Annotated in this window: 8 protein-coding genes, 2 tRNA genes and 1 rRNA gene (1 of these 11 cut by a window edge); 10 read left to right on the plus strand and 1 reads right to left on the minus strand. The window is 53.9% G+C overall.

Annotation, left to right across the window (positions count from 1 at the left end; translation table 11 throughout):
* Nucleotides 1-15: 15 nt before the first annotated feature.
* Nucleotides 16-648 carry a PASTA domain-containing protein gene (locus BARVI_RS11305; protein WP_025279353.1) on the minus strand — a complete coding sequence of 211 codons (633 nt, stop codon included), beginning with the start codon at nucleotides 646-648 and terminating at the stop codon, nucleotides 16-18.
* Nucleotides 649-920: 272 nt separating this feature from the next.
* On the opposite strand from BARVI_RS11305, the gene BARVI_RS11310 reads away from it, so the two are divergent.
* The 10 genes from BARVI_RS11310 to BARVI_RS11355 form a co-directional block, all read left to right on the plus strand.
* Complete coding sequence (locus tag BARVI_RS11310) at nucleotides 921-1814, plus strand: GumC domain-containing protein (protein WP_025279354.1); 894 nt, start codon at nucleotides 921-923, stop codon at nucleotides 1812-1814.
* A gap of 218 nt (nucleotides 1815-2032) precedes the next feature.
* Entirely contained in the window at nucleotides 2033-3487 is a 1455-nt protein-coding gene (locus BARVI_RS11315; protein ID WP_051401124.1) for a TolC family protein, read from the plus strand.
* Between the two features lie 40 nt (nucleotides 3488-3527).
* Entirely contained in the window at nucleotides 3528-4529 is a 1002-nt protein-coding gene (locus BARVI_RS11320; protein ID WP_025279356.1) for an HlyD family secretion protein, read from the plus strand.
* A 39-nt stretch (nucleotides 4530-4568) separates the two neighbouring features.
* On the plus strand, nucleotides 4569-5750 hold the full coding sequence (locus tag BARVI_RS11325; protein ID WP_025279357.1) for an ABC transporter permease: 1182 nt from the start codon (nucleotides 4569-4571) through the stop codon (nucleotides 5748-5750).
* 21 nt (nucleotides 5751-5771) lie between these two features.
* Nucleotides 5772-6992, plus strand: coding sequence for an ABC transporter permease (locus BARVI_RS11330; protein WP_025279358.1), 1221 nt, complete (start codon nucleotides 5772-5774; stop codon nucleotides 6990-6992).
* 163 nt (nucleotides 6993-7155) lie between these two features.
* The gene (locus tag BARVI_RS13040; RefSeq protein ID WP_025279359.1) at nucleotides 7156-9204 is read left to right on the plus strand and encodes an HNH endonuclease signature motif containing protein; all 2049 of its coding nucleotides are present in this window, start codon (nucleotides 7156-7158) and stop codon (nucleotides 9202-9204) included.
* Between the two features lie 67 nt (nucleotides 9205-9271).
* Nucleotides 9272-12118, plus strand: coding sequence for an endonuclease (locus BARVI_RS13045; protein WP_084547050.1), 2847 nt, complete (start codon nucleotides 9272-9274; stop codon nucleotides 12116-12118).
* 259 nt (nucleotides 12119-12377) lie between these two features.
* Nucleotides 12378-13909, plus strand: a 16S ribosomal RNA gene (locus BARVI_RS11345).
* Nucleotides 13910-14034: 125 nt separating this feature from the next.
* A tRNA-Ile gene (locus BARVI_RS11350) sits at nucleotides 14035-14108 on the plus strand.
* A gap of 78 nt (nucleotides 14109-14186) precedes the next feature.
* Nucleotides 14187-14227: transfer RNA gene (locus tag BARVI_RS11355), tRNA-Ala, on the plus strand (it continues 33 nt past the right edge of the window).

Here is a 14227-nt window from a genome sequence, read left to right on the forward strand (position 1 = left end):
GGTAGATGGTTTGAATCAGTTGAACCAACTTTCATCGGTGAGGGGAGCCTCTTCGGTCGTTTGCGGAGTCTCCTCGAAGGTCGCATCGGAGTAGGTCTCGGGCATGCCGTTCCCCACAAGCAGGGTCACCGTGCTGCCGGCAGGAATCTTGTCGCCCGCTTCAAGTGTCTCGCCCCGGTATTGCAGCCCGAGGGCCAGGTCGGGATATTCCGACGGCACCTCTTGTACCTTTATATCGGTCAGTCCCCGGCTTTCAAGCGTCGAGAGGGCTTGTCGCATCGACATGTCGGCCACTTTGGGGCAGGTAATCATGCGTGGGGAGTAGGCGTTGATCGAGAGGTAGACGATACGTCCCTCCTTCACCTTGCTGCCCCCGGCGGGAGTCTGTTCCACGATGGTGCCCGGCACGGCTTCGTCGATAAAAAGCGAGTCGATAATGTCATATCTGAAACCCTCGCGGTCGAGTATGCGCAAGGCGTCGGGCAGGGCCATCGCCTTGACGTCGGGCACGAGAACCGCCTTCCCGTGGCGTGTATAGAGTTTCAACCCGTAAAGGGTGATAGCTATCAACAGGAAAAAGACGATAACCATCTGCACTAATGTTTTGATTATCGGGTGTTTCTTGAAAAATTCCATCAATTTTCCCATAATTGCTTAGGCGTAAAACAGTTCTAAGGTTTCACAAAGATACGGAAAATCGGTTGCAATAGTCATTAACTTAATTATTTTTATGAGAAAAAGATTTTGTCCCTCCGGGTCATGCCGTGTGAAGGGCATGGCTTTGTCGTTGGAGGGAGCGAGTTTTTGGGCTGCTGGTTATACAGCTATTTTAACATTTATAACTTAAATAATCTGTCACTCCTTGATTGGTATTTGAGAATGCGTTACTTTTGCAGCAAAATAATAGCTTCTGATAAACTATGAAAAGAAGTAATCTGGTCGTGATTATTATTGCCGTGTTGGCCGTCGCTTTGATAGGGACGGGCATTTTCATCTATATACAGCACAAGCAGATGTCCGATTTCAAGGAACAGGTCGAGATTGACAAGCAGCGCAGCGAGCTCGAAAAGGAGTACAGCGACCTGGCTGCCCAGTACGACCAGTTCGAGGGGCAGAAGATGATGTTCAACAACGACTCGCTGGTCGAGAAACTCGATGCCGAGAAGGTGAAGGTTCAGCGCCTGCTCGAAGAGTTGCGCACGGTGAAGAACACCAGTTCGGCCCGTATCGAGGAGTTGAAAAAGGAGTTGGCTACCCTGCGGGGCATCATGCGCCACTATGTGATGCAGATCGATTCGCTCAACGCCGCCAACAAGCAGTTGCGCGAAGAGAATGCACAGGTGACCCGCCGCTACCAGGAGGTGGCCCAGACGGCCAGCCAGTTGAAACAGGAGCGTGAGGAGCTCACCGAGAAGGTGACGCTGGCCTCGAAGCTCGATGCCGTGGGTATCGTGGTGACACCCATCGATACGAGAGGCAAGGTGGCCAAACGTATCAAGAAGACCGACAAGATAAAGATTTCCTTCTCCATCGCCAAGAACGTGACGGCCGAGGTGGGCGAGAAATACCTCTATGCCCGCATTGTGAAGCCCGACGGCGACGTGCTGGTCAAGGACCGTGCTGATGTCTTCCCCTTCGAGGATCGCGAAATCAACTTTTCGTGTCGCAAGCTCATCGAGTTTACCGGCGACGAACTGAACGATGTAACCATGTATTGGGCCGTGGAGGAGTTCCTCTATCCCGGTGAATACCGGGTCGACATCTTTGCCGACAATTACAAGATAGGTACCCGCTCGTTCATCTTGAAAGAGTGAGGGGTGATACCGATCCTGCCGCACCGTCGACCGGGGGAGGGGAGTATTAAAAAACGGTAAAAATCGAAAACAAAGGGCTCAAATATTTGTTTAATGCTAAACTCGGCGTATTTTTGCGGCGTAATGCCGGGGGCATTATTTTTTTAAGATATAAAATTGTTTAGGCAACTATAAGCAAGGCAAGTGTTGACCCTGCAACATGTAAAAGGTAAAAAGATATGAGAATAAACCGAAACGTATGGGCTGGCAGAGTGTTGGTAGCCCTCTCTCTGTTCTCTTTTTCGGCCGTCTCGGCCCAACAGCCGGTATCGCTCGATTCGTGTCGGCGCATGGCTTTGAAGAACAACAAGCAACTGCGCATCGCCGAGGAGAAGGTCAAAGGCGCCGGCTATACCAAGAAGTCGGCCCGGGGAGCCTATTTCCCGGGGATAGACTTTACCGGTACTTATATGTACAACCAAAAGTCCATCTCGCTGCTCGAAGAGGACCAGTATCTGCCCACCAAGACCTTCGACCTGGCTACCCAGCAATATAAATATAATGTGGTGACCAATCCCGTGACGGGCGAGCCCATACTGAACAACGGGCAGCCTATCCCCCAAACGGTGGCACTCATTCCCAAGGAGGCCTTCGAGTTCGACGTACACAACGTCTATGTCGGGCTGGTCACCTTGACACAACCCGTCTTCATGGGCGGAAAGATCAAGGCCTTGAACGATATAGCCGGGTATGCCGAGAAGCTGGCCGTTTCGCAACGCAACACGGCCGAGAAGGAGATTGTCTATCAGACCGACGAGGCCTACTGGCAAGTCGTTTCGCTCGTGCATAAAAAGAAACTGGCCGAGAGCTACACCGCTCTGCTCGACACCCTCAACCGCCATGTGCAGGATATGATCGAGGAGGGGGTAGCCACCCAGTCCGACGGGCTTACGGTAGCCGTGCGGCTGAATGCTGCGCAGATAACCCTGGCCAAGGTCGACAACGGCCTGGCGCTGTCGCGCATGGCTCTGGCCCAAATCTGCGGGTTGCCCGTGAACGAGGTCTTTACCCTCGAAGACGAGTCGCTCGACCGGGTGGAACCCCAGGAACAGCCGCTCGCCTACAACATGGAAGAGGTCTTCAACAACCGCAACGAAGTACTCAGCCTCAGTTATGCGGCCAAGATTTATGAGAAGAAGAAAAGTCTGGCCCTCTCCGACATGTTGCCCAAGCTGGCTTTGGTCGGCACCTATTCGTTCAGCAACCCCAATGCCTTCAACGGCTTCAAGAACGAGTTCAACGGCATGTTCAGCGTGGGGGTAATGCTCAACATTCCCATCTTGCACTGGGGGCAGAACTACAACAAGATACGGGCCGCCAAGAGCGAGGCTGTCGTGGCCAAGTTGCAATTGGCCGAGGCCAAGGAGAAAATCGAGTTGCAGGTCAATCAGGCTGCCTTCAAGGCCTCGGAGGCCTATCGCACCTACCGCATGGCGGTGAAGAATCTCGAAAAGGCCGACGAGAACCTGCGCAATGCCCAGGTGGGTTTTGAAGAGGGCGTGCTCACCACGACCAACGTACTTGAAGCCCAGACCGCCTGGCTCGAAGCCCAGTCGGAGAAAATCGATGCCGAAATCGATACCCGTCTGTGCGAGGTCTACCTGGCCAAAGCCTTGGGCACGATGAAATATTGAAAAAAAAGAAAAATAAAAAAAATAGCAAACAGGATTTACGATGGAAAATCTAAGAGAAAAAAAAGAACGCAGTTTGGTCGTTGGCCTCATTGCCTTGATTGTCATTATCGTTGTTTTGGCCCTGATTGGATTGTTCCTGTTGAAACCCGAGCCTCAGATTATCCAGGGGCAGGCCGAAGCCACTCAGGTGCGCGTGTCGGGCAAGTTGCCCGGGCGGGTAGTCGAGTTCATGGTCGAGGAGGGGCAGCATGTGAAAGCCGGCGACACGCTGGTGCACATACATTCGTCGCTTGTCGAGGCCAAGCTCTCGCAGGCCGAGGCCATGGCGTCGGTCGCCCAAGCGCAGAACAAGAAGGTCGACAGCGGCACCCGCATCGAGTTGCTCAACTCGGCCTACGACATGTGGCAACAGGCTCAGGCCGGGCTCACGATAGCCAAGAAGACCTACGACCGCATGGAGTCGCTCTATAAAAAAGGTGTCGTTTCGGCACAGAAACGTGATGAGGCCGAAGCCTCCTACAAGGCGATGATGGCCACCGAGAGTGCGGCCCGTTCGCAATACGAGATGGCCAAGGCCGGAGCCCAGGCCGAGGACAAGGCTGCCGCTGCCGCCATGGTAGCTGCCGCCAAAGGTGGTGTGGCCGAGGTCGAGTCGATACTCGACGACTCTTACCTGACGGCGCCTACCGACGGTGAAATCTCCGACATATTCCCCAACGTGGGCGAGCTGGTGAGCCTGGGTGCACCCATCATGAACGTGCTCAAACTCGACGATATGTGGGTTTCGTTTAACGTGCGCGAAGACCTGTTGGAAGACCTCACGATGGGAGCCGAGGTGCGTGCCGTGATTCCGGCACTCGACAACAAGGAGGTGACCCTCAAAGTATTCTACATTCGCGACATGGGGTCGTATGCCGTATGGCGCGCTACGAAGGTGACCGGGCAGTACGACGCCAAGACCTTCGAGGTGAAGGCCCGTCCCGTGGAGCCGGTCGACAACCTGCGTCCCGGCATGTCGGTCCTGTTGAAACGCGACAAATAAACCGGACAGCGGTATATGTTTAACGTCGGGAGATTCGATATGACAGGACAAAAGGAAAATCAGACAGGACTGTGGGCTTCCCTCGTCAGGGAGATGCGGCAACTCGTGTCTCGTCCCGCCTATGTGTTGTGCATGGTGGTGGCCCCGCTGTTTTGCTGCCTCTTCATGTTCACTTTGATGCACGAAGGGTTGCCCCACAAGATACCGGTGGCCATTGTCGACCAGGACCACTCCTCGTCGTCGCAGGATTTTACCCGACAGCTGGGAGCATTGGAGTCGGTCGACGTGCAGTACAAGTTGAACAGCTTTACCGAGGCGCGCGAACTGATGCAGGCGGGCGATATCTTCGGCTTCCTCATGATTCCCGAAGGGTTCGAGGCCAAGGCCACGGCCGGTCGTCAGCCCGAGATTTCGTTCTATACCAACAACGCCTATTTTATACCCGCCTCGCTGCTCTACAAGAACTTCAAGACCATGTCGGTGCTGGCCTCGGGAGCCGTGGTGCGCCAGGTGCTGCTGGCCACCGGGGTGGAGGAGTCGCAGATTATGGCCAAGCTGCAACCCATCGCCGCCGACATGCACGCCCTGGGCAATCCGTGGGTCAGCTATTCGGTCTACCTCAACAACTCGTTCCTGCCCGGTCTGCTGCAACTGATGATTCTGCTGGTCACGGTGTTCAGCATCGGGTCGGAAATCAAGCGAGCCACCGCACGGGAGTGGTTGCGCACGGCCGACGATTCGATTATCATCGCCATCACCGGCAAGCTCTTGCCGCAAACCATCATCTTCTTTGCCGTGGGGCTTTTCTATCTGGCCATGTTGTATGGCTACCTTCATTTCCCCATGCAGGGGAACATCTGGCACATGATTTTCGCCATGTTCCTGCTGGTGGTCGCCACGCAGAGTTTTGCCGTGATTATCATGAGTATAGCCCCCTCGTTGCGTATCGGGTTGAGTGCAGCCGGTCTGGTGGGTGTCCTGTCACTCTCCATTGCCGGGTTCTCGTTCCCGGTACCGGCCATGTATCTGCCCTTCCAGGCCATGTCGTATGTGCTGCCGGTGCGGCACTATTTCCTGATATATGTCGACCAGGCGCTCAATGGCATACCGCTCTATTACTCGCGTTGGCATTATGTGGCACTCATTCTCTTTGCCGTAGCCTCGACCCCGTTGTTGCCCCGGCTTAAAAAAGCCCTCATGCGGCAGGTATATGTGCCGTGATGTAAAAAACAGACTGTGATTATGAAATTATTGCGTTCCATAAAAATAGGATTGGCCGACATCTACTACATTTGGCGGCGGGAGTATCATGCCGTCTTTCAGGATTTCGGTGTGATTCTCTTCTTCTTTGCTCTGCCGTTTGTCTATCCCATTGTCTATGCCGCGGTCTATAATCCCGAGGTGGTGCGCGAGGTGCCCATGGTGGTAGTCGACAACGCCCGCACGCCGTTGAGCCGGGAACTGGCTCGCGAGATGGACGCCACGCCGCATGCCCACATCGTCTCCTACTGTGCCAACATGGACGAGGCCAAGCGCATGATGCACGAGAAGAACTGTTACGGGATTCTCTTTATCCCGAGCGATTTCAGCCAGAAGATAGAGCGGGGCGAGCAGAGTGTCGTTTCGTTCTACTCCGACATGAGTATTCTGCTCAACTACAAGGGATTTCTTATCGCTCTGACCGATGTGACCCTGAACCTCGGAGGCCAGTTGCAGACCCAGTCGCTGGGTGGTGCCACCCAGGAGCAGATCAACGTGGCTACCCAACCCATTCCCTATGTATCGGTCAACCTCTACAACCCCGAGTCGGGACTGGCTTCGTTCCTGTTGCCGGCCATCTTGATTCTCATTTTGCAGCAGAGTCTCATTTTGGGTATCGGCATGTTGGCGGGGGGGATCTATGAGCATCACCGGCTGCACCTCTTTTACAGCGGTCGCGAGCACATGCACAACAACGTGTTGCACCTGGTTGTGGGCAAGGCCCTGTGCTATTTCAGCCTGTATGTATTGTGCACGGCCTATATCCTGCATTTCATACCCTGGCTTTTCAAATTCCCCCAGATAGGCAGTCAGGTCGAGATTTACGCGTTTGCCGTTCCCTTCCTGCTCTCGTCGATATTCTTCGGCATGACCCTCTCGGTCTTTGTGCGGGAGCGTGAGAGCTCTTTTCTGCTCTTCGTCTTCACCTCGGTTATTTTCCTCTTCATCTCGGGAATCACTTGGCCGCGCTATGCCATGCCTGAGTATTGGCAGTGGCTGGGAGCCATCATTCCGTCGACCTGGGGCATCGAGGGGTTCGTGCGCATGAATACGGCCGGAGCCGGTATCTACGATGTGCGCCATGCCTACACAATGCTGTGGATTCTGACCGGAGTCTATTTCGTTACCACCTGTCTGGTGTATCGTTATCAGATTTGGAAAGATAAGAAGCGGGGCCATTCGGGAGTACTCGAATCGGAATAATTCGCTTTACACAAGTAATCCCCTTACGGCGAGCAGCCTTCTTTTGCAGGAGTCGGCCCGCCGCTTTTTTTGAGAAAAAAGGCTTGTCTTAACTGGATTTTGACAAATTATGATTATCTTTATCGCCCTTTCCCAAAAACAAGAAAATTTAAATAAATAGTTTATGAATCATACGATACACAACCGTTTGGGGCTTGTTGCCATAGTAAGCCTGATTTCATTTTCTTTATGGGCCGAAGCGCCTGCCGGATATTACGATGCCGCCATAGGCAAGAGTGGCGAGGCGTTGCAGAAGAGTTTGTCGGCCATCATCAGTAATGCCGACAATGTGGGTTACGATGGCTTGTGGGAGGTTTACAAAACGACCGACCGACGGCCCGACGGCAAGGTGTGGGATATGTATTCCGATGCGACTGATTTTACTTTTGGAACCGATAAGTGCGGGAATTACAAGAATGAAGGCGATTGCTATAACCGGGAGCACTCGGTACCCAAGAGCTGGTTCAGCAAAGCCTCTCCCATGTATTCCGATGCCTGGCATGTCTATCCTACCGACGGCAAGATAAACAGCTACCGTAGCAACAACCCCTTTGGCGAAGTGGGCTCGGGGGCATCGAGCTCGAAAAACGGTTTCTCCAAGTGGGGCAGTTGTGTGACCCCCGGTTATACCGGTACGGTATTTGAGCCCAACGACGAATACAAAGGCGATTTTGCCCGCACCTATTTCTATTTTGCAACCCGTTATCAGGATCGCATCGACAACTGGGGTGGAATATTCATCTCGACTTACCCCCATATCGTCAAGTGGCAGCTCGATATGCTGCTCCGCTGGAACGAACTGGATCCCGTGAGTCAAAAGGAGATTGACCGTAACGATGCGGTGCAGAAAGAACAGGGCAACCGTAACCCTTTTATCGATTATCCCGAGTTGGTCGACCTCATTTTTGGTGACCGTCGCAACGAACCCTTCTCGCCCATGGGTGAGGATACTCCTTATATCGAGACGCCACAGGGCGGTTCGACCATCGATATGGGTACCACTTCGGTGAATGTCTCAGACCCTGCCACAATGCCGTTGCAGATCAAGGGTCGCAATATTACGGAAGACGTTGTGCTCACAATCGAGGGGGCAAATAGCGATTGCTTTGCGGTAAATCCTTATACCCTCACGGCCGATGCGGTGAACAACGGTGCTACGGTCGAACTCTCTTATCATTCGTCACAGGTGGGGGCGCATAGTGCTACGCTCAAGATTACCGGCGGTGGAATTGCTTCGCCGGTAGTGGTCAACCTCACGGGCGAGGCGGTCGACGATTTTGTTGCCTTGCCGGCCCGGAATATCACATACAATTCGTTTGTGGCCGCGTGGACTCCCAAAGCCGGGGCTACCGATTATGAGCTGAATGTATGGTACGACGACTACTCGTCGAGTACTCCCGAGAAGGAGATTCTCAACACCGTCTTTTCGTCGAAACCCGATACCTGGACTTACGATGGGTATACGGCTGCCGAAAACGGTAAATTGCGTTTAGGTTCGGGCAGCACGGACGGTAGTGCTACCTCGCCCGCTCTCGACCTCTCGGCTGGTGATGTCTCGATAACGGTAGTAGCCGAGCCTTACAACAACGACCAGTCGGTACTTTATGTTTCGGTCGACGGGAAGGAGATTAAGCAGATCACACTCGACGGTACTACGACCACCACAATTCCGGTAAAGGAGGGTACGGCCTCGTCTAAAATAACTTTCATGGCCAAGAAAGACCATCGGGCTTACCTGCACAGTGTCGTCGTGAAGAGTGGAGGCGGATTTACCTCGGTTGCACTCGATGGCTATCCGCGGCGGGTAGGCAATGTGAATGAATATGAGGTGACCGGTTTAACCCCGACCGTACAATATCACTACACCGTAACTCCTTACGAGGGCGAGACGGCTCAGACGGTATCCAACACGGTATCGGTCTCTACCGTAGCCTCGGCTGTCGACGAGTTGCCGGCCGACCATATCCTGATATTCACATCGGGCACGACGCTGCACATACTCAATGCTCCCATGAATGCCGTGGCTCAGTGGTACACGATGGACGGTCGCCTGTGTGGTTCGCGCGTGCTGCATGCCGAGGAGTCGGAGTGGGAGTTGCCCGAGGGATTCTATATCGTGCGTGTGGTTTCCCGCTCGATGCAAAGCACAGTGCGGGTACGCAGTGCTCAGTAACATGCAATTTGAAATAGGGGAGAGACGAGTCTCTCCCGCTTTCCCTTAATTTTAATCTTGAAAAGCTATGAGAAATAGAACATTTATCCAGATAGTTTTAACGGCAATGGGCATCTTTTCCCTCGGGTTTTACCTGAGGGCCGAGGTGCCTGCCGGTTATTATTACGCCGCCGACGGCAAGGGCGGAGCCGAGTTGAAAACGGCTTTGCACCAGATTGTAAGTTCGATGCACACCCTCGGCTATGGTAGCGGCGAGGGGGCTACCTGGGAGGGATTTTCGCACACCGATTGTCTCGATGATAATCGGGTGTGGGACCGCTACTCCTCCGAAGTCCGTTATTTCGATGGCTACAACGCGGTCGACGGCATGCACATCGAGCACTCCTTCCCCAAAAGTTGGTGGGGGGCTTACGAGAATAATGCCTATCGCGATTTGCATCACCTCTATCCGGCCGACGGTTCGGCCAACTCCTCGAAAAACAATCTGCCTTTGGGTGAGGTTACAGGCACTCCCGGCTTCGATAACGGAGTCTCCAAAATAGGGGTCAACGGTTTCGGCACAGCCTATGCCGACCGCTGTTTTGAACCGGCCGACGAGTACAAGGGCGACTTTGCCCGGGCCTATCTGTATGTGGTTACGGCCTACGAAAATCTGTATGACTACTGGCAGTCGCCCATGCTCGACAACAACACCTATCCGGTGTGGAAATCGTGGGCGATCGACCTGCTGCTCAAATGGCATCGGCAGGACCCTCCCGGCGAAATGGAGATGGCGCGTAACGATTCGGTCTATGCCATACAGGGCAACCGCAATCCCTACATCGACTATCCCGATTTGGTAGAATATGTGTGGGGCAGCCATTGCGACGAACCCTATCTCTTCCCCGAAGAGACCGAGCCCTTCTTGGCTTCGCCCCGGTATAGACAATCGCTCGATATGGGGGTGATTCTGGCCGGTGACCATCGAACCGAATCGCTTGAAATCCTGGGCGACAATCTCGATTCACCCCTTTCGCTCACCTGGACGGTAGGAGGAATCTTTACAATCTCGACCTCGACGCTTACGCCGCAGCAGGTACACGACGGATATGCCCTCGAAATCGCTTGCGAAAGTACTGCGCAGGGAGAGTATCGCGACACCTTGACGCTGGCCGGCGGCGGACTCGAACGGCAGTATCGCATTCCCGTGCAACTGATTGTTGTCCCCTCGTTCCTGGTTACGGCAGCTACCGATGTTACGGCAGACGAAGCCACGATACATTGGATTAACTACCCCACGGCTACCGATTACCGGGTGTCGCTGTGGACCGGCGACACGGCAGCCGGCGATCTCATTATCTCGGCCTATGTCGAAGGTTCGAGCTACAACAAAGCCATCGAAATTTACAACGGGACGGGACACCCCGTCGACCTCTCGGCATACAGCCTGCGCATCGAGACGAATGGTGGTGGCAATTTTTATAACGACACGCCGTTGGGCAACGATGTGTTGCAGAATGGCGGCACCTATCTGCTCCTGAATGGCCTGTCGACCGACGAAACGCTTAAAGCCAAGGCTTCGCGGGTGATTCCGGGTGGAGAAGATTCGCCGCTCAATTTCAACGGCAACGATGCCGTAGCCCTTTGTCGTAACGGTATTGTTATCGATGTGGTAGGTGTTGCCGGTGAAATAGCCTACTGGGGACAGGACAAGACCCTCTATCGTCGTCCCTCTGTAACGCACCCCTCGGCCGTGTATGATGCAAGCGAGTGGATTTCGGCCCCGAAAGACGACTTTTCGCAACTGGGGCTCTTCGACATGCAGTTTGCCCAGGAACGTAGCTATATATGTAATGGCGAATCGGCCGGGCTCACGCACGAGTGCCGTTTCACCGACTTGCGTCCGTTGACTCGCTATACCTATCAGGTCGATGCCGTGACACCTGCCGGCTCCGTAGCCGCCGCATACAGCATGCAGTTTGTTACCGACTCCCTCGAAACCCCTCTGTTGCTCGACGCCTCCGAGGTGACCGATACCTCCTTCCGCATCAACTGGGAAGAGGTACAGGAGGCCGATGGCTACGAGGTGCTTTGCTTCACTCGCTCGGGCGAACAACATACCGTGACCGAAGGCTTCGACAACGTCGGTTCCAGCGGCAAACCTCTGCCCGACGGGTGGACGGGATCGGCCAGTGACATTTATACAACCGCTACCAGTAGCGGGCTGTCGGCACCGTCGATGGCCTTGAAGGCAACCGGAGAAGATTTGCAGACCCCCGACTATCCTCAGGGAATCGTCTCCTTCTCGTTCATGTATCGTTTCGCCTCGTCGGGTACCGGTTCCTATGTGGTCGTCGAGAAAAAGGTGGACGGCAACTGGGCTTCGGTCGACACCCTGCGCTATGTCAATACCTCAAAATATTATCCCAGCTATACCTTCCCGGTTGATGAAGGAGTAACGGCCATGAAGATTACCTATGCCTACAAGGCCAAGGGCAACGTGGCTATCGACGATGCAGTCATTACTTACGGCGATTATACCAATCACATTCAAACCCAAGAGAGGGTAGGCGAGGTCACCTCGTTCCTCGTCGGGAATCTTTCTCCGCAGACTGTATATTACTATCAAGTGCGGTCGCTTTGCGACGATGCCGTTTCCCTTTGGTCACCGGTACAGACAGTGACGACAACCAATCCCTCGGCACTCATGCAGCCGAGTCGGGCAATCCCCAAAGTCTATGCAGCCGACCGTCGCATAATCGTTGCCGGACTCTCGGGTCAGGGACAAGTCGCTGTTTATAATCTGTCGGGCCAACTTCTTTACGACACACCTATCGGCAACCGTAGCGAGATAATTTTCGAAGCCCTTCGGGGAATATATGTGGTGAAAGTGATTACCGACAGCCAGATTTACAATTATAAAGTTCGTCTGTAAGATGCAGAGGGATAGAGCTTTTTTGGCGAGCTCGAAAATTTTTTGAAAAAAAGTTGTTCAAAAATTTGGAAGGGAAAGGAAAAAGGGTGTACCTTTGCAACACTTTCGCCGCTGGAAAGGGGTCGACAAGACCTCGGGAAGGCGGGGAGATAAAGTTCATTGACAAGACTGAAAAGAAGCAAGTGTAGTACAAGAGAAAGAACGAAGTCAATTTCGGCCGGGAATCACTTTGAAGGTATAAAAAAGAAACATTAGATATACAACGAAGAGTTTGATCCTGGCTCAGGATGAACGCTAGCGACAGGCCTAACACATGCAAGTCGAGGGGCAGCGCGGAGGTAGCAATACTTCTGGCGGCGACCGGCGCACGGGTGAGTAACACGTATGCAATCTGCCTGTAACAGGGGGATAACCCGGAGAAATCCGGCCTAATACCCCATAACGACATATCTTCGCATGGGGAGATGTCTAAAGAGAGCAATCTTGGTTACAGATGAGCATGCGGTCCATTAGCCAGTTGGCGGGGTAACGGCCCACCAAAGCGACGATGGATAGGGGTTCTGAGAGGAAGGTCCCCCACATTGGAACTGAGACACGGTCCAAACTCCTACGGGAGGCAGCAGTGAGGAATATTGGTCAATGGTCGGCAGACTGAACCAGCCAAGTCGCGTGAAGGAAGACGGCCCTACGGGTTGTAAACTTCTTTTGTCGGAGAGTAAAGTGCGCTACGCGTAGCGTATTGCAAGTATCCGAAGAAAAAGCATCGGCTAACTCCGTGCCAGCAGCCGCGGTAATACGGAGGATGCGAGCGTTATCCGGATTTATTGGGTTTAAAGGGTGCGTAGGCGGCACGCCAAGTCAGCGGTGAAATGCCCGGGCTTAACCCGGGAGCTGCCGTTGAAACTGACGAGCTAGCGTGCACAAGAGGCAGGCGGAATGCGTGGTGTAGCGGTGAAATGCATAGATATCACGCAGAACCCCGATTGCGAAGGCAGCCTGCTAGGGTGCAACGGACGCTGAGGCACGAAAGCGTGGGGATCGAACAGGATTAGATACCCTGGTAGTCCACGCAGTAAACGATGAATACTAACTGTTTGCGATATAATGTAAGCGGTACAGCGAAAGCGTTAAGTATTCCACCTGGGGAGTACGCCGGCAACGGTGAAACTCAAAGGAATTGACGGGGGCCCGCACAAGCGGAGGAACATGTGGTTTAATTCGATGATACGCGAGGAACCTTACCCGGGCTCAAACGCAGGGGGAATATGGGTGAAAGCCCGTAGCCAGCAATGGTCGCCTGCGAGGTGCTGCATGGTTGTCGTCAGCTCGTGCCGTGAGGTGTCGGCTTAAGTGCCATAACGAGCGCAACCCCTATTGACAGTTACTAACGGGTCAAGCCGAGGACTCTGTCGAGACTGCCGGCGCAAGCCGTGAGGAAGGTGGGGATGACGTCAAATCAGCACGGCCCTTACGTCCGGGGCGACACACGTGTTACAATGGCAGGTACAGAAGGCAGCCAGTCAGCAATGACGCGCGAATCCCGAAAACCTGTCTCAGTTCGGATTGGAGTCTGCAACTCGACTCCATGAAGCTGGATTCGCTAGTAATCGCGCATCAGCCATGGCGCGGTGAATACGTTCCCGGGCCTTGTACACACCGCCCGTCAAGCCATGGAAGCCGGGAGTACCTGAAGCATGCAACCGCAAGGAGCGTACGAAGGTAATACCGGTAACTGGGGCTAAGTCGTAACAAGGTAGCCGTACCGGAAGGTGCGGCTGGAACACCTCCTTTCTGGAGAAGAGATTCCAAGGAAGAGCCGAAAGGACAGATAGAAGTTCGGCCTCTTGACGCACTGCTTCTTTTCATTCATATAAAAAAGGAAACAAAGAGACACCCGCCAGGGCACGATTTGAGACAGTCCTATAGCTCAGTTGGTTAGAGCGCTACACTGATAATGTAGAGGTCGGCAGTTCAAATCTGCCTGGGACTACACCGAAACCTCCGCAAGGAAGGGCCCCGAGGAAAGAAGGGCCCCGAAGGAAAGCGGAAGAGAGGCCGAGAGAAAGCGGGGGGATTAGCTCAGCTGGCTAGAGCACCTGCTTTGCAAGC

It is taken from the genome of Barnesiella viscericola DSM 18177 (assembly GCF_000512915.1).
Taxonomy (GTDB): domain Bacteria; phylum Bacteroidota; class Bacteroidia; order Bacteroidales; family Barnesiellaceae; genus Barnesiella; species Barnesiella viscericola.

What these genes read in the sequence shown, in the direction of transcription:
- BARVI_RS13040 (WP_025279359.1), top strand. Translation starts at nt 7,156, where the DNA reads ATGAATCATACGATACACAACCGTTTGGGGCTTGTTGCCATAGTAAGC.
- BARVI_RS11325 (WP_025279357.1), top strand. Translation starts at nt 4,569, where the DNA reads ATGACAGGACAAAAGGAAAATCAGACAGGACTGTGGGCTTCCCTCGTC.
- BARVI_RS11310 (WP_025279354.1), top strand. Translation starts at nt 921, where the DNA reads ATGAAAAGAAGTAATCTGGTCGTGATTATTATTGCCGTGTTGGCCGTC.
- BARVI_RS13045 (WP_084547050.1), top strand. Translation starts at nt 9,272, where the DNA reads ATGAGAAATAGAACATTTATCCAGATAGTTTTAACGGCAATGGGCATC.
- BARVI_RS11305 (WP_025279353.1), bottom strand. Translation starts at nt 648, where the DNA reads ATGGGAAAATTGATGGAATTTTTCAAGAAACACCCGATAATCAAAACA.
- BARVI_RS11315 (WP_051401124.1), top strand. Translation starts at nt 2,033, where the DNA reads ATGAGAATAAACCGAAACGTATGGGCTGGCAGAGTGTTGGTAGCCCTC.
- BARVI_RS11330 (WP_025279358.1), top strand. Translation starts at nt 5,772, where the DNA reads ATGAAATTATTGCGTTCCATAAAAATAGGATTGGCCGACATCTACTAC.
- BARVI_RS11320 (WP_025279356.1), top strand. Translation starts at nt 3,528, where the DNA reads ATGGAAAATCTAAGAGAAAAAAAAGAACGCAGTTTGGTCGTTGGCCTC.